This is a genomic window from Pseudomonas sp. AL10, from assembly GCF_029960685.1.
GTDB classification, from domain to species: domain Bacteria; phylum Pseudomonadota; class Gammaproteobacteria; order Pseudomonadales; family Pseudomonadaceae; genus Aquipseudomonas; species Aquipseudomonas lactis.
Genome location: NZ_JASBQZ010000043.1, coordinates 1 through 20,335, shown reverse-complemented (window position 1 = coordinate 20,335; position 20,335 = coordinate 1). Strand labels below are relative to the sequence as shown.

The following is a 20,335-nucleotide window of genomic DNA, read 5'->3' as shown; positions in this document are numbered from 1 at the left end:
AGGAGTGTTCGATATGAATATTTTAAATAAATTAATCTTGCTGGCGCTTTCTATTCTGTTGATGGTTTTTCTTAGTCCGACGTCCCAGGCCGCCGGTATGCTTCCAGAGACTTCCGTGGTGTTGGTTAATGTCGCTGAAGGTGAAGGCACCATGAATGTGACCAATACCGATAACCAAGCGGCACTGTTGTACACCTCACTGGAAAATGTGCCGGAGGATAAAGAAAGCCTTCTGGTGGTGAGCCCACCCGTTGCGCGGGTTGAGGCCGGTGAAAAGCAACTGGTGCGGTTTATCGTTCAATCGCAACGCCCTATCACCACCCAGCGGCTTAAGCGGGTAACGTTTGAAGGCATCCCGCAAAAAGACCCCAACGCTCAAGCGAAAATTGGTGTGACGGTACGTCAGGATCTGCCCGTGCTGATCAGCCCGGCCGATTTGCCGACCAAGACCGATCCCTGGACCTTGCTGGAATGGAGCCTCACTGGCCGTGATCTGACGGTGAAGAATGACAGCCGGTACGTGGTGCGGCTTAACCAGGCGTTCAACGTCATGCCGGCCAACCTCACGCTGGAGCTGCCCACCAGCTACATCCTGCCGGGCAAGACTCATCACTTCGAGTTGCCTGCAGGCACCACCTTGGGGGCTGATGCCTCGGTGCGCCTCTATCCGGTCACCCTCTACGGCTTCGCCACCCAGCCTTTTGACGCCCCACTGAAGAAGCACTGATCCCGTCCCAACTCTCCAAGTGGTGTGCCCATGATTGCTCAACCAACGATGGTGTATTCCCCTCCAGGGAATACGCGCGAACTCCCTTTGCCGATGCCAGCCTGGCGGGTCAAGCCCTTGCTGGCGATGATCGCCGGCCTGATCGCCTGTGACATGCAGATGGTCAACGCCGCCTCGCCTGTCGCAACCCGCGGCACGGCACTCCAGGATGCGCCGGCCCTGGCGTCCTTTGATCTGGACATGCTGAAAAGCCGCAGCCTCGATCCGAAGGTGGCGGAGTACTTCAGCCAGGCACCCCGATTTTCCGAGGGGCGCCGCCGGGTGGGTTTGCAGGTCAACGGCAGCAATCGCGGCAGCGTGGAAGCGCAGTTCGATGCGCAGGGCTCTTTGTGTTTCGACCGGGCGCTGCTGGACCAGGCCAACCTGCGGGTTCCCGCGGACAAGTTTCGGTTGAACAATGATCAAGCGTCGACGGATGGCTGCTACGACTTTGCCGCAGCCTACCCACAGACCGAAGTGCAACTGCGCCCGAACCGCGAAGAAGTCGCCTTGCTGGTCAGCGGGGAGGCCCTTCGCCCGGCCAGCGAAGACCTGGGCATTTATCAAGGCGGCGGTAGCGCCGGGCTGTTCAACTATGAAGTGCTGGGGCAGAACAACCAGTTCTCAGGTGGGCAGAGCAGCTATTACGCGACCAATACCGAACTGGGTTTCAACGCCGGTGACTGGATCGTGCGCAGCCGTCAGGCGTACTCGATGCAGAACGACGTCAGCCGGTTCCAGTCGCTTTATACCTATGCGCAAAAAACCTTCGTACCGCTCAAATCCACACTGCAGGCGGGGCAGATCAACATCCGCAACTCGGTATTCCAGGGCGCGGCAATCACCGGTGTGCAGGTTATCCCCGAGGCAGCATTGCAAGGGCGCGGGCTGGGCGGTGCGACTGTCGAGGGCATTGCCCAGAGTGCGGCGCGGGTAGAGGTGCGCCAGGCCGGTGCGCTGATTCATACCAGCCTGGTACCTGCCGGCCCGTTCAAACTGCCGAATGTCCAGCTGTTGAACGGCCGTACAGACCTGGACGTGCGGGTGATCGAAGCGGATGGCTCCCAGCGCAGCTTTACTATTGCCGCAGCGTCGCTGGCCCAGGTTGCGCTCAGCGAGCCAGGCTACTCAGTGGCTGCCGGTAAGGTACGTACCTTCGATGCCCGAGACATGCAGTCGCCGATGGTCGTCACTGGCTCGGGTGGTTGGCTGTTGAACCAGAACAATAAAGTGTCCACGGGCCTTATGCTCAGCGACAACGACTACCGGGCCGCGGCCTGGACGCTGGATTCGAGCCTGACCCCCACTACTTCGTTGAATGTGCAGAACACGTTTGCCAACGCTGGTCAGGAAGGCAAGAGCGGCGCCCAGGCGAGTATCTCGCTGAACACCAGCCTGACTCCGAGGATCAGTGCGGGCGTCAATGCCACCCGGCAGACTGCGGGTTATCGCGATCTGCTCGACACTGCGCGTAAACACACCCCAGGTTATCTCGAAGGGCTTACCCGTGAGCAGTACGGTATGTCCCTGGGCTGGAACGATGATGTCCTGGGGGGATTGACCGCCAGTTACTCCACCGGCACCACGTTCGACGGGCAAAACACCCGGCACCTGAATGCGTCCTGGACGAAGACCTTCAAGCAGGCGACGGTCAGCCTGAACGTCGAGCGCTCTCTGGGTGGCAATCGTGAGGAGGCGCTTTTCAGCGGGCGACGCTTTTCCAGCGACGACGGTAATGCCATGTACCTCACCGTCAGTGTGCCCCTGGGTGGCAAGCGCAATGTGCGGGCGTACGCTAACAAACGCGATGGCAGTACCCGTTTTGGTACCACCTACGATGACAATAGCAATGATTTTGCGACCTATCGTCTGAGCGCGGAGCGTGACACCGAGCGCAAACAACAGGACTTCTCCGGCAACGTCAACCTGAAGCCACGTTATGCACAGGTCAACCTGGGTTACGCGCACAATGGTGCCGACAGCACCAGCTATAGCGGCCAATTGCGTGGCGGCATGGCGTTGCATGAAAACGGCGTGACGCTGTCGCCCTACGCGTTGACCGATACCTTCGGCGTGGCCAAGGTCGGCGATGTTGGCGGCGTCAAATTGACCACGCCAAGTGGCCCAGTATGGACCGACCCGTGGGGCAATGCAGTGATCCCGCAACTCAATGCCTACCAGAACACCCGGGTGGAAATCGAGACCAAGAGTCTGCCGCGCAACGTTGATATCCAGAACGGTTTCAAGTCGGTTTCGGCCGGCCGTGGTTCGGTACAGAAGCTCGACTTTTCGGTGGTCAAATCACGTCGGGCCTTGTTGCGGGTGGTCGATGTCAGCGGCAAACCGATGGGCAAAGGCCTGGCCGTGTTCGATGCCAAGGGCCATTTCGTCACCACCGTGGTGGATGACGGCCAGGTGTTCTTGACCAACGGGCAGTTGAGTGAGGCCCTGAACATTCACACCACCGATAGCACGTCCTGCGCGCTTGAGTTCAGCCTTGCGCAAGAGCCGGATCTGAACGTCTATTTTGAAACAGCCAACGCCACGTGCGCGGCCGGCTGATGGTCGACCCCGTGTCGGGGCGAGGAACGCTTATGAAAACGTCTATGTTGGGCCTTAAAGCACTCTCTCTCGGTGTACTGCTGATGGGGGGGGCGGCAATGAGCGGGCAGGCTTTGGCCGATGACTGCAAGATCAACCTGAGCCAGTCGCAGATGGATTTCGGGCAGGTCATAGCGCCCAACGCCAATGCTGCCTTGAATGCCGGCAACCAGCACAACCTGGGCAATCGGGTCATCAGCCTCAACGCCAGCTGCCCACAGCCCTCGAAGTTGCTGTTGGTGCTGCACGGCGAGCAGCTTGGAGCGAACTTCAAGTTCGCCAAGCAGGGGCAGACTCGCGTGGCCTTGAGCAACGCCTTGCTCGATGGGCGCAGCGTTGACCTGGCCCAGGTCAAGTCGCCTGGTGCGGTGGCCGGTGCCTACAGCTCGGTAGTCAACGTGGTGCCGGGGGACATGATCATTCCGGTGAGCGGTGGTGTGCCGGCGACGGGTTCGGTGTTATCGGTGCAGGTGGACGTCCAGCCGATAGTGCCGGTCGCCGAATTGCGTACCCGCGACGCCAAGACCCTGGAGGCCAATCTTTCCTTTCAGGTAAGGACCTACTGAGCGGAGTACAGACCGCTCGGTTTCACGGCGAATAAGCACCAGGAACTGATGCGGTGGTTTCAAGCGTGAGGAACAGCCTTCGGGGCTAATCCTTGTTTCTAAGAAGAAGGGCAAAAGTCTGAACGAGCGTTGCAATCCAAGTATTGCGATGCGGGTTCGTGCGAGCTTAAAAAAATAAGGGATGTGTTTTATGCCTGCTAAACCGAAGTATCGCCTGGTCTGTGTTGTAGGGGGCGTGGCGCTGGAAGTCATGGGCATGGGGAGCGCGCATGCCATAGCCGCGCCTGGCCTGGTACTGGATGGCGCGACCATCACCGTGAGCGGGAACAACTTGCCCGGTGTGCGTGATGGCGGGAATGATTTCCCGATCAACATCCGTGACAGCGTCATTACCGCCAATGGGCAGTTCAGCCATGGGGTGCTGCTGACGGGTACCCACAGTTCTGTGCAGGTCAGTGATTCACGGGTATCGACCCTGGGTGAGGCTAGCCATGGTTTTAGTTTTTCCGGCGTGAATCAGACGGGCATGTTGGACCAAACGCAGGTGAGCACGGTCGGCGAGAGCGCCTTTGCCTTGAACCTGAGGCAGGGCGCACAGGTGCAGGTTATCGGCGTAAGCCTGGAGACCCAGGGGCGGTTCTCCTCGGCGGCTGATTTGGCGGGTGCCAGCCTGCTCAGTGCCAGCAGCAGTCGTTTCCAGACCTCTGGCGACAATGCTCACGGGCTGTATCTGCAGGGTGCCGACGCCGGTCAACGGGCGCGGGCTAATCTTACCGACAGTGACATCCTCACCACGGGCGACAACGCTATTGGGGTCAACGTCAATCGCAACGCCATCGCGACCCTGGATGACACTCGAATTTCTACCCGCGGCGCGAACGCCTTTGGCGTCTGGGTGCCGGATGCAGACAGTCAACTGCTGGCAAACAACCTCAGCATCGACACCCAGGGTGATGGCGCCATCGGCGTCTTTACCCAGTTGGGCGGCAAAGCCAGCATCGACGGTGGCAGCGTGCGCACCCAGGGCAACCAGGCCTATGGCCTGTATGCTGGCAACGTGTCGTCCATGGAGGCGCGCCATTTGTCGCTACAGGTCGGGGCCAACAGTGTCGGAGCTTTTGCCAGCGATCGTTCACTCATCACTCTTGAGAACATCGACCTGAGCAGCGACCAGACGGCAATCGGCCTGGCGGCCTATTCCGGCTCGACCATCGAGGCTGCCGATTCGTCGATCACCCTCAGTGGCAATGGCGCGCGGGCGGCCCAGGCCAACAACGGTGGGACCTTGCGCCTCGACAGCCTGAACATCCAGGCCGCAGGAGCCGACAGCATGGGCCTGCAATCGCTGGCCAGTGCTGGCGTCAGTAATACATTCGAGGTGAACAACACCCAGCTTGACGTCGCCAATGGCCGCGCCATCAGCGTCCAGGGCGGCAGTGCGCAGATCGATCTAAGTGGCTCGACGCTGCGCGCGGACACTCTGTTGGCGGTGGATCAACGTACCCTCGCCGATGGTCGCGTGATCGACAGTGAAGATGTACTGGTCAAGGCCAGCCAATCGAGCCTGAGCGGCACCGTCCAGGCCAACGCGCACAACGCACAATTGCTGCTGGAGGAGGGATCCCACCTGTCTGGCACGGCCCATGGTTTGAATGTGCTGACAGTCAATCAAAGCACCTGGGACATGACGGGCAGTTCGCAGATCGGGCAGTTGAATCTTGATCAAGGGGCGGTGCGTTTCAGCAATCCTTCGCGCAGTGTGTTGGCCATTGATGGCAACCTCACCGGTAGCGGCACCTTCATGATGAGCACCGACCTTGCCAGCGAGCAGGGCGACCTGATTACGGTTGGCGGTTCGATCGAAGGCGCCCACACCCTGGTGGTGGAAGACTCCGGCCATGAACCGGCGGCGGCCAACGGTAAGCTGATGCTGGTGGATGGCAATGGTGGCGCGGGGGGCTTCAACCTGTATGGCGGGCATGTGGACGCCGGCGCCTTCCGCTACACCCTTGAGCAGCAGGCGGACGACTGGTACCTGGTCAACACCGCAGGTGTCACGCCCGTTGATCCTCCGGTTGACCCCGTTGATCCCCCAGTGAATCCGGTCAGTCCGATTGATCCCCCCGTCACTCCATTGAACCCGGCGCCAGCGCATCTCTCTGCGGGTGCCAACGCTGCGATTGCCTCGCAGACCGCTGCTGCCACCTTGTGGAATGCTCAGATGAACACCCTGGTCAAACGCTTGGGTGAGCTGCGTCTGGGCAAGGACGAAGGCGGTGTCTGGACCCGGGCCATCGGCAGTCGCTACAACGTTGCCGAGCACTCCAGTCGGGCCTTTAGCCAGAACAACAGCGGGATCGAGATCGGCGCGGACAAGGCGATCGGCCTGGCCAGTGGCAAGGTATATGTCGGCGGCATGTTCGGTACGGCCAAGTCCGAGCTGAACTTTGGCGAGGGCGCATCCGGGCAGATCGACAGCCGGATGCTGGGGGCCTATGCCACTTACCTGAACGACAATGGCGTGTACGTCGACAGCGTTATCAAGTACAGCCGTTTCGACAATGACCTCAAGCTGCCAACCAACCTGGGCAACGCGGTCAAAGGGTCTTACAGCGCTAACGGTTATGGCATGGATGTGGAGGTAGGCAAGCACATCAAACTCAAGGATGGCTGGTTCGTCGAGCCGCAGGTTGAACTCAGTGCCACCCGCACCACGGGCGCGCGTTACACCGCGAGCAACGGCTTGCGGGTCGAATCGGCGGCTATGGACTCGCTGCAAAGCCGCGTCGGCTCGTTGTTCGGTCGCAACTTGGCGCTGAGCAATGGCATGCAGGCCCAACCGTATGTCAAGGCGTCCTATATCGCCGAACATGCCGGTGACAGCCATGTACGGGTCAATGGCTACAAGCTCAAGTCCGAGTTGCCGGGCAACCGGGTCGAGTTGGGTTTTGGCGCAATCGTGCAAGTCAGCGAGCGCAGCAAGCTCTCCCTCGATACGGAGTTCGCCAAGGGCAATGACATTGAACAGCCATGGGGCGTGACACTTGGCTATCGCTATACCTGGTAATTTCTGACTTCCCTCCTTTGCCCAGCGTTTGCTGGGTTTTTTTTGCCCGGAATTTTTAGTTCCGCTCCTTTTTGCATGAACCAGCCCTTGGGAAATTTCATACAAAAACTAAGGCATTTGTACCGGTTGTTTACCGGGGCGCTGAAGCAAGATGAGTGACAGTACTTCTCATGGGGGTCCACATGACCGTTTCTCCGTTGCGCGTCATCGTTCTTGAAGATCATTCTTTCCAGCGTGCCATTGCTGTCAGCATGTTGCAGCAATTGGGCTGCACAGAGGTGTTTCAGGCGGCGGACGGGGCAGAGGCACTGGCGGTGTTGGCGAGGGTTGGTCCGGTGGATATCGCATTGTGTGACCTGCGCATGGAGGGCATGGACGGCCTTGAGTTTTTACAGGCGGTCGGCCATGCAGGGCTGGTGGGTTCGGTGATCATCAGCAGTTCGCTGTCCGAGCAATTGCGTCGCACCGTGCGGCAGATCATTTCCCTGTTGGACTTGGAGTTGCTTGGCGATATCGGCAAACCACTGCACTACGAAACCCTGGAGCGCTTGCTAAAAAAGCAGCGCAGTCTGCCGCGTACTGGAGCACCGCCAGAGCCACAGGAGGTCTTGCCGGATGAGGCCCAGGTTCGGCAGGCGCTGGCGGCGCACGAGCTGTGTGGTTTTTTTCAACCGAAATTCATCCTGGAAACCGGAGAAGTCACGGGCGTCGAAGTGCTGGCGCGCTGGCGCCATGCGTCCGGCAAAATCTTGCCCCCCACTAGCTTTTTGCCAGTCCTGGAGCGTTGCGGCTTGCTTGATGAGTTGCTGTGCCAGCAATTGCACGAGGGACTTGCACTGCAACGGCAATTGCGGGGGCAGGGGCATGACCTTAATTTCGCCTTCAATCTTCACGCTGTGCAGTTGGCCAATAGCAGTTTTGCGTCGCATATCGGCACGTTGCTCAGTGAGTACGACGCGAGGGGTTCGAGCCTGACCTTCGAGTTGACCGAGAGCGGCTTGCTGCAAGCGCCGCAAACCAGTCTGGAGTGTCTGTTTCGCTTACAGATGATGGGGTGCCGATTGTCGATCGACGATTTCGGTACCGGTTTTTCTTCACTTCAACGTTTGTTCCAGCTGCCTTTCAATGAGATCAAGCTGGACGCCGGGTTTATCCAGGCATTGGCGCAAGAGCCGCGTTGCCACGCAGTGATCAGCAGCACTCTGGCGCTGGGGGAGTCGCTGGGGATGACAGTGGTGGCGGAGGGCATCGAAACCGACGAGCAGCACCAATATCTGCTGAACATGGGCTGCACCCAGGGGCAGGGTTACTGGTGTGCCAAGCCCATGAGTGGTGGCGACCTGCTGCGCTGGTTTCAGGGCGAGCAACAGCGGAGCCAGCGCGCATGACCAACAAAGCCCTGCGCATCCTGATCGCCGATGCTCGTCACGAGCAATGGCTGCACATCGAGAAATTGCTCAATCGCCTTGGCTATCACCGTATCGCGCCGATCGCCAGCTTCGACGAACTGGAGTTGCTCACCAGCGACCCGCAGCAACCGTTCGATCTGTTGATCGTCAGCAAGGCCTTGGTGGTGCCGGATGGTACGGATATCCAACAGTTCTGCAGCGTCCGTTCGCACATTCGTCATGTGCTGTTCTATGACAGCCCGGCACCGTCGTTGGAGCTGACTTGGCGCAGCCCTCAGCAGCTGGTCCGGTTGAGCCTGGCCGAGATACCGCAAGCCGACTCGTTGAGCAGGCTGATGAATTTCATTGATCCAGACATGAACTGCGCGATGACCCAGGGCTACGGCAGGGACTATCCGGTGGCCGACGACGCAACAGCGCAATCACACAGGCATTGAGTACGTCACTCAGCCCAAGCGTGATGCTTTCCATTTAAACCGTAAGAGAAAAAATAATGCATATGTTCAAGAGCGTTCCCGTATTGCTGCTTGCCAGTTCGACCCTCTACATTTCACAGGCGGTTGCCGCCCCGGCCGACGAGGAGGGCTACTACGGGGTGGTCCGTGTGATCAGCGCTGAACGCAAAGCCCGCAACATGGATTCCAGTGCCCGTCCCGGTATTGGTTCGTTCGTGTCCGGTGACGACAGTCAGAAGGACATGACGGGGTCTGTGGGCGTGGGTTACCGATTCGGCAATGGCTGGCGTGTGGAGGGCGAGTTGACCCTGCCGCAACGGGATAAATTCACCAGTGGCTCGACCACCTTCCCAACCAGTCTCAATGAGCACCATATTGACTCCAAGCGTGTGATGCTCAATGCCTATCGCGACTGGCGTATCAGCGAGAAGGTATCGATTTATGGTTCGGCCGGCCTGGGTCTGGCTCGCCTTGAGTCGAAGGGCTGGCAGGGCAACGAGTCGCGCCAGTATGGCGCCTCCACCCAAACCAATCTGGCGTGGTCGGTCGGCGCAGGCGTCGCCTACGACGTAACGGATCGCCTGGCCTTGGACCTGGGCTATCGCTACGTTGACATGGGCGATACCGAAAGTGGCTGGAACAACTTCCCGAATGCCCGTGGACTGCAGGATGAAAAGATGAAGGCTCACCTGGTCTCAAGCGAGTTCTCGCTGGGTATGCGTTGGTTTTTCTAAGGTGTTGCAGCTAGGCACGGGGCTGCGCAATTACCTGTAGATAGATGTTTGTGCACATAACGGTTCCTGCATGAAGTCCAGAGGTAGCGGTGTGATTGTTTTTATTCGTTGGGGGGTTCTGTGCGCGCAGATACTTATGTTTGCTCATGCAGAAGCGAGTTATTTTGACGCTCCTGAATCGTCCAATTCTTCAGAGTCATGCCCGCTACCTATGGATATTGAAAACAAAGACGGCGTTTTCATGTCTGCAGCAAAAAGAACTGGAGTGGCCTGGGTTGGGGTTGTAGTGGGCGCTGCGGTGGAGGAAGTCATACGGTTTAATAAAGCTATTTTTGTTTTGACTAATAGTGCAATTGATAGCGAGGGGTTCATCAGTGGGTGTGTTTATAGCCTTTCGGGCGGTCGGTTTCTGAGTCTGCGGCTCGCGTCTGTTGATGGCCGTGAGCACGTGATGTCTGTCGGAGCGTTCCCATCATGGCGGGTATCGCTGGATTACTATTCGCCAGCGATTCTTGAGTGTAACGATCAGTTTAGAGATGCGTGTAGCGTCATCTTGAAGTGAGTAAACAGTTCCTGCGGGAGGCTCTAAGACAATACGGTGTTGAAGGCAATACCGATGTGCCCTGCCTACGTGCAGACGCTCGGTTAAACGAGCACTATTGAATTTCTAGGTAACCCTTGACACTCCCCCGCGCCACGCACTCAATCGACCCCGGTCGTGCGAGCTGATGGCCATCTGATAGTCATTTAAAAGGGGACCAAGGATATGGGCGTTTTCGATTACAAGAGCATGAAGGGCGAGCACGCCAAGGCGCTGCTGAACAATGCCTTGGTTTTATCCGAGTACGCGTATGACTCCACTGGCAAACCCCTGGCGACGGGTGGCTGGGCGCCTATTGGGGCGCAGGCACTGGGCGTGACGCAGAAGGTCGACACGCAAGGCACCTTTTGGGGCGAGACCGCCTTGGCCCCATCAGCCAACGTTGAGATTCTCGGGCAGTACGATGGGGGCGGCAGGCTGATTGCCATGGGCATCGCCTTTCGCGGCACGTCCTTTGGCTTGACCTGGGATGGCGCGGGTGATGTGGCCAGCGACCTGGCGGCCGCAGCACTGCCTGGATACGCCGCCAATTACGCCAAGTTCGCCTTCAGCGCCCTGCTCGAAAACGTCGCTCGTTACGCCGCGAGCCAGGGCTTGAGCGGCAAGGACATCCTGGTCACCGGCCATAGCCTCGGCGCACTGGGCGCCAACAGCGTGGCGACTTTGAGCCACGATCACTGGGGCGGTTTTTATCAGGACGCCAACTACGTAACCTTTGCCTCACCCACTCAACGTTCGGGTGACGCCCAGGTGTTGAATATCGGCTACGAGAACGACCCGGTGTTCAAAGCCATTGATGGCAAAGGCATCAATACCTCGGCACTCTTCTGGGGTAACGACCGGGGCTGGGATTCGGCCGCCAACAACCTCGTCATCTTTACGGATAATTACGCGTCGTTCTCGGCACATTTACCCAATACGCTGAATTGGGGCGTTGCCAAGGCTCACTCCTTGAGCGGTTATATCGAAGGCTTGGGGCGTATCGCGTCCTCCGAGTTCTACGACCTGACGAGCAAGGATTCGACCATCGTGGTCTCCAGCCTCACAGAGGCTGCGCGTGAAACCACCTGGGTAGAAGACCTGAACCGCTACGCTGAAAAACACACCGGTAACACCTTTATCCTCGGCACCGAGGGCAACGACCTGCTCAAGGGCGGAGCCGGCAATGACTTCCTGGAAGGCGGCGGCGGCAATGATCGTTTTCGCGATGATGGCGGCTACAACATCCTGCTGGGCGGGCAGGGCGATAACGTCTTCGAACTGCACAAACCACTGGCCAGCTTCGGCTTTGCCAACGATGGCGATGGCACGCTCTATATCAACGACGCCTATGGCGGCATCAGTATGACCCGGGATATTGGTGCGCTGGTGAGCCAAGAGAAGTCCTACATATTGTGGAATTCAGTCCCCTGGAGCACCTACGACGTCACCTATAACGTAACCGGCCAAGGCCTGCTGGCCGGCACAGCCTTGACGCCCTACACGGCCTCTGCCAACGGCGATGCGCAGGACAATATCCTCACCGCTCATGCTGCTGGGGAATGGTTATTCGGTTTGGGCGGTGACGATCATTTGATCGCTGGCCAGGGCAATAATGTGTTCGTCGGCGGGGAGGGCAATGACCTGATGGTGTCGGGTGGTGGCAGCAATACTTTCCTGTTCAACGGCCTCTTTGGTAATGACCGGGTCGAGGGGTACCAGGCCAGCGATAAGCTGGTGTTCATGGGTATTCCTGACTTGGGACAGCAATACGATTATCGCTCCCATGTCTCGATGTTCGAGGACAACGCGCTGCTGTCCTTCGGGGACAATTCTGTGACGTTGGTTGGCGTGAACATGACTCAACTCAATGGTGCAGGCATTTCTATTTCCTGAATATCCACCCAATGGGCTGTTGAACCTGTGGCGAGGGAGCTTGCTCCCGTGACGGCCCCTCAGCCGACACATACCTCCCTGACGCCCCAGGAACCAAAATGTGGGAGCTGGCTTGCCTGCGATGGCGGCTGTCCGGCCGCCACGGGAGCAAGCTCCCTCGCCACAGGTGCAGCGAATATTCACCGCGGGTTTGTCATCGAGCTCAAAGCCGCTACCTCATAGCCTCCGGTTACTTGAGCGTAACGTCGAGCATCGGCGGGATGTAACCGTAGTCATACTCAGCGACCACAAACGTTTGCTGCCCTTTGATCTTGATGCCCACCGTCGGTGCTTCGGTGCCGCCGATACGGATCTGCGTGCCGGTGTCGTCGGTCGGTACGCTGTCGATGAAGGAGGTCACCAGGCCGTTGGGCATGACGCAGTGCGAGTAGGTCTGGAACGGTTGGGAGGACGGGTTGCCCAGTACCAGACCAGAGCCGTTCAACGGCACATACGGACCGAACAGCGAATCGGCGACGAAGCCGTACACGCCGTCCGGGCCGGTCACGCCGTCGGCGTAGGTGAAGGTGTGGCTGATGGTGAACAGGTAGTACTTGCCGTCCTGGAACACGAAGTGCGGGCGTTCGGTCTGGTCGTTGACGCCCACCGCGGTCAGCAGAGGTGGCAGCATTTCCCAGTCGTCGCCGTCTTCGTCGCGGGCCACGGCGATACCGACGCAGGCAGTCTGGAAGCGCGAGTTACCGACGTCTTCATAACCTGGCGGCACGTCGCCGATTTCGGCTTTACCGACCTTGTGCGAGCCGCGTTCGCCGGCCACGTTACCTTCGAACAGCATGTACAGCTTGCCGTCTTTCGGGTCGCGGAACGGCCATGGATCGCGAAAGCCCCAGAACGCATTTTGCGCTTCGGTCTGGTACATCTTGCCGTCCGCCTCGAACAGCGGCTTGACCTTCTCAAAGCCCACCAGGCTGACGCCATGCTCGGTGGTCACCACGCGGCCACGCACCTTGACGATGGTCGCGCCGGGCGTGACGGCAGTGTAGTACAGGTCTACTTCGCCTTGCTCGTTCAACAGGATCGGCGTGCCGGCCCATTCGCGCACGGTGGGCGAAACCCCTTCAGCCATTACCCGGCCGCCGAGCTTCCAGTCTTTGCCGGTGCGGGAGAACCAGTAGTACATCTTTGCCCGGCCATGGCGATCGTTCCAGTCGCGGATGACGTCGTAGTTGCCATTCTGATCGAGGTATTGCGGGTCGTTCGGGTGGCGATCCGCGGTGAGGGTGAAGATCACCGACCAGCCATCGACGGAGGTGATGTTGCCGTCGATATCACGCAGCGGCATGGTGTCCCAGATAAACACCTCGTCACTCAATACCGGGAAGTTCGCGCTGACCAGCGGCTGGGTGGTGGTGGGGTCGTCCGCATGCACTTTAAGCGCATCGGCGCGGGTCCACAGGCTGGGTTGATGGGGTGTTTTGCCAAATTTCGAAGGGGTGCTTTTCATAGTAAGTCTCGTCCATGAAGGGAATCAAAATACTGTATTCATATACAGTGATTTGACTTTAGAAGACTCGATTCCCGTGGTCAAGGCAAAAAATGCATTTGTGCATGATTTGGCTTTTTATAGGAGCTGAGACGTTTCAGCTTGTCTTGTTTGAAGAGGTTCGATCATTAAGTAGATCGGCGAAGTTGCCCGCATGATGGCGGCAAACCAAGCGCCAGGCAGAGAACCTAAAAATAATGAACCCTGCCCGCACCCGCGCACCAAAAGTTACATAACCTGGAGGTGCATCATGCAAACCACTTACTTCTGGATAGGCCTGGCAGTGATCCTCGTACTGCTCGATGCGTGGATCATCAACAGCATCTGGCGCAGCGATAACGCCTCGGCAAGCAAGGCAGGCTGGAGTGCGGTAGTCGTGGTACTGCCGTTCCTGGGCGCCGCGATATGGGCGATTGCCGGCCCACGGGGTGTCACCAAGGGACCGTCTTCTCCCGAGCACAGCAAGGGTTGAGTCCGGGCCCGGCTATGAACAACCCAGACCCTGACGACTTACACAGCCGCAATTATCCGGTGCAGGAAAACATGGCCTTGCAGCGCAAGGTCTGGCGCTTTGAGCGGGTGGGGTGGTATGCGCTGCTGGTGTTGATCGGGCTGAGCCTGGCGGGCCTGTTTTCCAGCGGGCCACTGAGCACCCGTGAGGTGCGCAGTGCCGATGGGCAGTTGCGCGTGGAGTACCAACGCTTTTTACGCAATGGCGCTTCCGATGGGCTGGTGATTCATGTGCTAGGTAAGGCCCAAGAGCCCCTGGAGATTGAGTTGAGCGGTGAGCTGCTGCGCGGTTTCAATATCGAGATGCTGCAGCCTCAGCCGCTCAAGGCCAGGGCGGCCGGGGAGGGTGTGAGCGTCTGGATGCTGAGTGACAGCGCCGGCCAGGCCGTGTTGTACCTGACCTTGCGCAGCGACACGGTGGGCAGCGTGGATACCCAGGTGTCGCGACCAGAAACGGGCGCGTCCGTGCGCTTTTCTCAGTTCATCTACCCTTGAACGCCTGCCCCACGCCTAGGGGCGGGAGCGGCACAGTTTTTCGATCAAGGTGATGAGCGAATCATGGCCAACGGGTTTGCTGACATGCGCATTAAAGCCCGATTCAGTCGCCTTTTTCTGGTCATTGCCAGCGCCATAGCCCGTTAAGGCGATGGCGGGAGCCTGTCGAAGGTGGCCTACTTTACGCAGCTTCTGCATCAGCTCATGGCCATTCATTTTCGGCATGCCGATGTCCGAAATAATCACGTCGTAATGGGCATCCCGGGCTGTTTCAAGCGCGCTCAAAGGGTCGCTGAAGGCGCTCACTTGGGCGCCTTCCATTTCCAGCAGCATGTTCAGCACCTCAACGACTTCGGCTGAATCATCGACCAGTAGAACCTTGAGGCCATTGAGGCGCTGATCTTCGTTCTGGGTAGCGCCGCTATCGAGCAGATGATCCTGCTGTACGCACAGAGGCAGCCAGATCGAGAAGGTGCAACCGAAGCCCAACCCTCGCGACTGCACACTCACCGAACCACCATGGGCCTCCACCAACTGCCGTACCAGCGACAAGCCAATGCCCAGGCCTTCACGCTGATGGGTCTGATGCTGATTTTCCGCTTGCCCGAACAGGTCGAAGATTTTCTCCAGGCTGTCTGCGGCCAGGCCTGCGCCGCTGTCGATGACGTCCAGTTGCGCGCGCCCGTCCGTTCGGCTGACCACCAACTGCACCTGGCCGTCCTCGGGGGTGAATTTCAGGGCGTTGTTGACCAGGTTCCAGATCACTTGCTCGATGCGCGTCGGGTCTACGTCAACGATCAACGGGCCCGGCACCGAAGGTGTCTGAAGGCTGACCTGGCGACGATGACCGTCGGCAAGCACCACGCTATGAATGTCCTTGAGGGTGCGAATCAGGTCGATCGGTTGCTTTTTCAGCTTCAGCTTGCCCGTGCGAACCCGGGCGACGTCCAGCAGGTCGTCAATGATCCGCGCCTGGCTGGACACCGCTTCGCAGATGGTATTGACCGCCTTGATGGCCGGGCCCGCAACCTTGGTGGCGGGCAAGCGCCGCAACAGTTCGGCGTTCAGCTGGATCAGGTTCAACGGATGCTTGAGTTCGTGGGACATCACCGCGAAGAACTCATCCTTGAGGTGGCTGTTGGTCTGGGTTTCCTTCAAGCGCTGATTCTGTTCATCTTGCGTGCGCTTGTGGCCGGTAAGGTCGCGGGCAATCTTGACGTAGCCGCGCAAACTGTTGCTCTTGAGCTGGGTGACCTCGCCACTGCAATAGAAGCGGCTGCCGTCCTTGCGCACGTGCCAGCGTTCATCTTCGCCACGCCCATGTTCGCGGGCGGTGCGCAGTTCGCTCTCCGGCACGCCAGCGGAGCGGTCTTCCGGGGAGAAAATCAGGTCGTAATAAGCGCCCAGCACCTCGTCCTTGGTGTAGCCGAAGATCAGTTCGGCACCGGTGTTCCAGTCGGTGATGGCGCCGTGGTCATCAAGGATGATGATGGCAAAGTCATGGGTGCTCTCGGCGACCAGGCGCATGCGCTCCTCGCCCAGGCGCAGTTCCTCTTCGGCCTGGCGCCGCTTGGTGATATCAATGAAGGTCAGCACGGTGCCGTCAATGTGATCTTCGCTGGAGCGGTACGGCAGTAACCGCGCAATGTACCAGCGGTCGTCGTTGCTGCTGATTTCCCGCTCGATCATGCTCAGCGACTCAAACACGGTGGTGGCGTCTTCGGTCATTTGCGGGTAATCGAGGCGGTGGGTGATGTCCAGCAGCGAACGCCCGGTGTCCACGGGCAGCATGCTAAAAATATCCGTGGCCCGCGGTGTGAACCAGCGAATGCGCATGTTGCGGTCGACGAAGACCGTGGCAATGTCGGTGGACGCGATCAGGTTGGTCAGGTAATCGTTGACCTTGTCCGTCTCTTCCACCTTGGTCTTGAGCTCGAAATTGACGGTCAGCAATTCTTCGTTGATCGACTGCAACTCTTCCTTGCTGGTTTCCAGCTCCTCGGTGGCCGAGCGCAGTTCTTCGTTGACCGCCTGCATTTCTTCGTTGGAGGCCTTGAGTTCCTCGCTGGAGACTTCCGCCTGTTCGATGGTGTCCTGCAGGTGCAACTTGGTGCGTTGCAGCTCGCGCTCCAGGTTGCTCATGATCGCGTTTTCGGCCTGGCTGACGGCGTCGATGTCGGGCAGCAACGGGTCGACGGCGGTTTCCTGGAAGATCACCAGCACGTAGTCGTTTTCGGTCGCTTCATCGCGGTAGGGGCGGGCGCTGATGTCCACCAGGAAGGGGCCTTGCTCGCGTTGGATGCGGATCTTGCGCGAAGACACCGGGTTATTCGATTGCTGGACCTGGAACAGCGTGGTGCGAATATCCAGGCGCAAATCGGGGTGCACCAGCGTCAGCAGGTTGTGCGTCACCTCGCCGGCCACGTAGCGCAGGAAGCGACCTGCGCCTTCGCTCATGTGCAGGATATCGGCCTGCATATTCACGATAACGCTGGGCGGCGCGGCTTTTTCCAGGGCGCGCAGATGGATGTCCGCGAACGAGACCTTGTTGGGCGCCTTGGTTTCAATCGCCAGTGTCGTGGTGCTCGGGCGCAGATAACCGCCTCGCGGCATGGTCGGGGCGCGGCGCACGGCGGACGAGCCGGCACGCACCCTGAAAATGCGGTTGCGCTTGTCCACCGGTACGAACAGGTCCAGGCAGCCGTCGGCCGACTCCGAGGAACCGAGGAACAAGTAGCCACCGGGGCGCAACGCGAAGTGGAACATTTGCAGGATGTCGCGCTGCACTTCGCGGTCCAGGTAGATCAACAGGTTGCGGCACACGATCAGGTCGATCTGCGAGAACGGTGGGTCGGCCAGCAGGCTGTGTTTGGCGAACAGCACCTTCTCGCGAATTTCCTTGCGCACCCGGTAGTGCTGGTTCTTCTCTTTGGCAAAGTACTGGCGCAACCGTTGGGGCGGTACGTCGGTGATGATCGCTTCGGGGTACACGCCGTTGCGGCCATGGGTAATGGCCCGCTCATCAATATCGGTGGCAAACACCTGCATCTTTGCGCCGCTGGCATCCAGCGCCAGTTGCTCGGCCACCAGCATCGCCAGGCTGTAAGCCTCCTCGCCGGTTGAGCAACCCGCCGACCAGATACGCACCTCCTCACGGTGCGGCACGCTGTCTTCCAGTGACTTCACCAGGTTGGGGATCACGTCTCGCTCAAGCGCTTCGAAGGCCTCGCGGTCGCGGAAGAAGTTGGTCACGCCAATCAGCATGTCGCCCAGCAACGCCTTGGTTTCGTCCGGGTTGGCCTGGAGGAAGTTGTAATAGGTGGCCAGGTCGGGTTGAGCCGTGACCTGCAAGCGCCGCTCGATACGACGCAACACCGTGGCGCGTTTGTAATGCTTGAAGTCATGCCCGGTACTGGCGCGCAGTTGGATCAGAATATCCAGCAACAGTTGTTCGGCCACGGCGGCATCGCGTTCGGAGCTGGGTGGGGTGGTCTTGATCTCCGGGTCGTTGGCGGTGGGCAGCACAATCGACTGGGCATTGCGCCACAGCTCCAGCAGCTTCTGCGGCATTTCCACCACAGGCAACACCAGGTCGACCATCTGGGTTTCGATGGCCGCCAGCGGCATGCCGTCGTACTCGGCGTCTTCCGGGGCTTGCACCAGGGTGATGCCGCCTTGCTCTTTGATCCGTGACAGCCCCACCGCGCCGTCTGAGCCGGTACCGGACAGGATCAGGCAAAACGCGCGTTCTTTATGGGTGTCTGCCAGGTCGCGAAAAAACAGGTCGATGGCAATGTGCGTCCCGTCTTCACGTACGGCAGGCGAGACCGCGAGGTAGCCATCGTTCATCTTCAACAGCTGCGCCGGTGAGATGACATACACGTGGTTCTTTTCGATGGGCGTGGCGTCATTGACCTGCGACACCGGCATGCGGGTCGTTTGCTGGATGATCTTGTCTGCCACGCTTTGATGGTCGGGCGAAAGATGCAGGACCACCACGAAGGCCATGCCGCAGTCTTTGGGCATGTGCTCAAAAAACGCTTTGACGGCCTGCAGCCCGCCCGCCGACGCACCGATACCCACCACCGGGAAACTCAGGTTACTGGGGGTCAGATCTTTGCGTTGCGGTACGTTGGGGGACCGCGGGGGGGCAGACTTCATAAATACCAACCTTGGTTAACGGCGCACAGGAAGACGGGGTGTAGAGGGAAGAACTTGAACAACGAGGGCGAGGGCTGAACCGACGATGAAATATAGCTGAAAACCTGCTGCCAACAAAAATGCCTTGAGGTCACCCGGTCATTCGACGGACCACTACGCCCCGGTTGAGACGCGCAACCGTCGGAAGGTTTAATCAAACTGACGAGTGGCCACCGTGGGTGCACGGTTATCCGATTTTCTGAAAATCCGTCTGAACTTCGCTTGCTGGCAAACCCTCGCAAAGAGAAACCCACCCAGGAGAAGCTCTGATGAACAGCTATCCAAAACCACCGTTCCAACCCCAGCAACAGTCCGTACCCGGTGAGCAGCGCAAGATGGACCCGATGCCCGATTGCGGTGAGCAGTCGTACCAAGGCTCGGGCCGGCTCGCCAATAAAATCGCCTTGGTCACCGGAGCCGACAGCGGCATCGGGCGGGCGGTGGCCATTGCCTTCGCACGTGAAGGCGCGGACGTGGCAGTGTCGTACCTGGATGAACATGAAGACGCCAAGGAGACCGCACGCTGGGTCGAGGCGGCGGGTCGTCAATGCCTGTTACTGCCCGGCGACCTGGGCGATGCGGCGCAGTGCACGGCCATCGTCAACGACACCGTGGAGAAGTTCGGCCGCATCGATGTGCTGGTCAACAACGCAGCGTTCCAGATGACCTATCAGTCTCTGGAAGACATCCCCGATGAGGACTGGGTGAAAACCTTTAACGTCAACATCACCGCGATGTTCCGCATCTGCAAGGCCGCGCTGCCTCACATGGCCGAGGGCAGTTCGATCATCAATACCAGCTCGGTCAACTCCGACATGCCCAACCCCAGCCTGTTGCCCTATGCGGCCACCAAAGGCGCGATTGCCAACTTCACCGCCGGCCTGGCGCAGATGCTCGGCGAGCGCGGGATTCGCGTCAACAGCGTGGCACCTGGGCCCATCTGGACACCGTTGATCGTCTCGACAATGACGGAGGATATGGTGAAAAACTTTGGCGGCAACACCCCACTGGGACGTCCCGGCCAGCCGGTGGAAGTGGCGCCGATCTATGTGCTGCTGGCGTCGGATGAGGGTAGTTACATCTCCGGCGAACGCTACGGTGTGACGGGTGGCAAGCCGATACTTTGATCAGTGATTGAGGAGGGCGGTATGAGCGAAGCCTCGAAGCACCACGAACCGAATCATTCCGAGCGCAAGGTGCGCCCGCCGGCGGCTAAGCGAAACGATAAATCCCAGGCACCGGCAGGCGGAAAACACGGGAAGGAGCAAGGCGGTGTCGCCCCTGGAGGGCCATCGAAAGATCCCGAGTCAGGGGCATGAACGCGAGGGGTATTCGCCGGGCCTGACATCCTGAGCGGCTGTCAGGCCGCTATCGCAGCATAGGTATCGACACAATTTTTAGCTTGTAGCAGCACCCAACGGTAACCACGATGCGAAGCGAGCCGCTCTTGATCTGCTCTTGATCTTAGGCGCCCCGTCAAACCACGCTGGCCGGAATTCGACAGGGATTTGGG

The 20,335-nt window shown here is 59.2% G+C and carries 14 protein-coding genes; 12 read left to right on the top strand and 2 right to left on the bottom strand.

Annotated features, from left to right (window positions below; genetic code table 11):
* The first annotated feature begins 13 nt into the window (after positions 1-13).
* From QK296_RS25040 to QK296_RS25000, 9 genes are all read left to right on the top strand, one after another.
* Positions 14-727 carry a fimbria/pilus chaperone family protein gene (locus tag QK296_RS25040; protein WP_282391653.1) on the top strand — a complete coding sequence of 238 codons (714 nt, stop codon included), beginning with the start codon at positions 14-16 and terminating at the stop codon, positions 725-727.
* 30 nt (positions 728-757) lie between these two features.
* The gene (locus QK296_RS25035) at positions 758-3,328 is read left to right on the top strand and encodes a fimbrial biogenesis usher protein (RefSeq protein ID WP_282391651.1); all 2,571 of its coding nucleotides are present in this window, start codon (positions 758-760) and stop codon (positions 3,326-3,328) included.
* 32 nt (positions 3,329-3,360) lie between these two features.
* Entirely contained in the window at positions 3,361-3,933 is a 573-nt protein-coding gene (locus QK296_RS25030; RefSeq protein ID WP_157255543.1) for a hypothetical protein, read from the top strand.
* Between the two features lie 190 nt (positions 3,934-4,123).
* Positions 4,124-7,000, top strand: coding sequence for an autotransporter outer membrane beta-barrel domain-containing protein (locus tag QK296_RS25025; RefSeq protein ID WP_282391648.1), 2,877 nt, complete (start codon positions 4,124-4,126; stop codon positions 6,998-7,000).
* Positions 7,001-7,182: 182 nt separating this feature from the next.
* Positions 7,183-8,388 carry an EAL domain-containing response regulator gene (locus tag QK296_RS25020; RefSeq protein ID WP_282391646.1) on the top strand — a complete coding sequence of 402 codons (1,206 nt, stop codon included), beginning with the start codon at positions 7,183-7,185 and terminating at the stop codon, positions 8,386-8,388.
* The gene (locus QK296_RS25015) at positions 8,385-8,846 is read left to right on the top strand and encodes a hypothetical protein (RefSeq protein ID WP_003190409.1); all 462 of its coding nucleotides are present in this window, start codon (positions 8,385-8,387) and stop codon (positions 8,844-8,846) included. The genes QK296_RS25020 and QK296_RS25015 overlap by 4 nt, the downstream gene beginning before the upstream one ends.
* A gap of 56 nt (positions 8,847-8,902) precedes the next feature.
* A complete protein-coding gene (locus tag QK296_RS25010; protein WP_003190410.1) occupies positions 8,903-9,598 on the top strand; it encodes an outer membrane protein in 696 nt (231 codons plus the stop codon).
* A 70-nt stretch (positions 9,599-9,668) separates the two neighbouring features.
* A complete protein-coding gene (locus QK296_RS25005; protein WP_032900536.1) occupies positions 9,669-10,160 on the top strand; it encodes a DUF3757 domain-containing protein in 492 nt (163 codons plus the stop codon).
* Between the two features lie 204 nt (positions 10,161-10,364).
* The gene (locus QK296_RS25000; protein ID WP_282391642.1) at positions 10,365-12,074 is read left to right on the top strand and encodes a polyurethanase; all 1,710 of its coding nucleotides are present in this window, start codon (positions 10,365-10,367) and stop codon (positions 12,072-12,074) included.
* Positions 12,075-12,303: 229 nt separating this feature from the next.
* Here QK296_RS25000 and QK296_RS24995 read toward each other — a convergent pair whose 3' ends face one another.
* A complete protein-coding gene (locus tag QK296_RS24995) occupies positions 12,304-13,578 on the bottom strand; it encodes a glycoside hydrolase family 68 protein (RefSeq protein WP_034127090.1) in 1,275 nt (424 codons plus the stop codon).
* 289 nt (positions 13,579-13,867) lie between these two features.
* Here QK296_RS24995 and QK296_RS24990 point away from each other — a divergent pair, with 289 nt between their 5' ends.
* Both QK296_RS24990 and QK296_RS24985 read left to right on the top strand, forming a co-directional pair.
* On the top strand, positions 13,868-14,089 hold the full coding sequence (locus QK296_RS24990; RefSeq protein ID WP_003190416.1) for a PLD nuclease N-terminal domain-containing protein: 222 nt from the start codon (positions 13,868-13,870) through the stop codon (positions 14,087-14,089).
* Between the two features lie 14 nt (positions 14,090-14,103).
* Positions 14,104-14,622, top strand: a complete 519-nt coding sequence (locus QK296_RS24985) for a hypothetical protein (RefSeq protein WP_120248352.1) — start codon at positions 14,104-14,106, stop codon at positions 14,620-14,622.
* Between the two features lie 15 nt (positions 14,623-14,637).
* On the opposite strand, the gene QK296_RS24980 is transcribed toward QK296_RS24985, so the two are convergent.
* Positions 14,638-18,783, bottom strand: coding sequence for a CheR family methyltransferase (locus QK296_RS24980; protein WP_282391639.1), 4,146 nt, complete (start codon positions 18,781-18,783; stop codon positions 14,638-14,640).
* Positions 18,784-19,091: 308 nt separating this feature from the next.
* Here QK296_RS24980 and QK296_RS24975 point away from each other — a divergent pair, with 308 nt between their 5' ends.
* A complete protein-coding gene (locus QK296_RS24975; RefSeq protein ID WP_034135306.1) occupies positions 19,092-19,949 on the top strand; it encodes an SDR family oxidoreductase in 858 nt (285 codons plus the stop codon).
* Positions 19,950-20,335 lie beyond the last annotated feature (386 nt).

Bases quoted from the DNA above. Each gene is read 5' to 3' on its own strand.
- QK296_RS25040 (WP_282391653.1), top strand. From the start codon at position 14: ATGAATATTTTAAATAAATTAATCTTGCTGGCGCTTTCTATTCTGTTG.
- QK296_RS25035 (WP_282391651.1), top strand. From the start codon at position 758: ATGATTGCTCAACCAACGATGGTGTATTCCCCTCCAGGGAATACGCGC.
- QK296_RS25030 (WP_157255543.1), top strand. From the start codon at position 3,361: ATGAAAACGTCTATGTTGGGCCTTAAAGCACTCTCTCTCGGTGTACTG.
- QK296_RS25025 (WP_282391648.1), top strand. From the start codon at position 4,124: ATGCCTGCTAAACCGAAGTATCGCCTGGTCTGTGTTGTAGGGGGCGTG.
- QK296_RS25020 (WP_282391646.1), top strand. From the start codon at position 7,183: ATGACCGTTTCTCCGTTGCGCGTCATCGTTCTTGAAGATCATTCTTTC.
- QK296_RS25015 (WP_003190409.1), top strand. From the start codon at position 8,385: ATGACCAACAAAGCCCTGCGCATCCTGATCGCCGATGCTCGTCACGAG.
- QK296_RS25010 (WP_003190410.1), top strand. From the start codon at position 8,903: ATGCATATGTTCAAGAGCGTTCCCGTATTGCTGCTTGCCAGTTCGACC.
- QK296_RS25005 (WP_032900536.1), top strand. From the start codon at position 9,669: ATGAAGTCCAGAGGTAGCGGTGTGATTGTTTTTATTCGTTGGGGGGTT.
- QK296_RS25000 (WP_282391642.1), top strand. From the start codon at position 10,365: ATGGGCGTTTTCGATTACAAGAGCATGAAGGGCGAGCACGCCAAGGCG.
- QK296_RS24995 (WP_034127090.1), bottom strand. From the start codon at position 13,578: ATGAAAAGCACCCCTTCGAAATTTGGCAAAACACCCCATCAACCCAGC.
- QK296_RS24990 (WP_003190416.1), top strand. From the start codon at position 13,868: ATGCAAACCACTTACTTCTGGATAGGCCTGGCAGTGATCCTCGTACTG.
- QK296_RS24985 (WP_120248352.1), top strand. From the start codon at position 14,104: ATGAACAACCCAGACCCTGACGACTTACACAGCCGCAATTATCCGGTG.
- QK296_RS24980 (WP_282391639.1), bottom strand. From the start codon at position 18,783: ATGAAGTCTGCCCCCCCGCGGTCCCCCAACGTACCGCAACGCAAAGAT.
- QK296_RS24975 (WP_034135306.1), top strand. From the start codon at position 19,092: ATGAACAGCTATCCAAAACCACCGTTCCAACCCCAGCAACAGTCCGTA.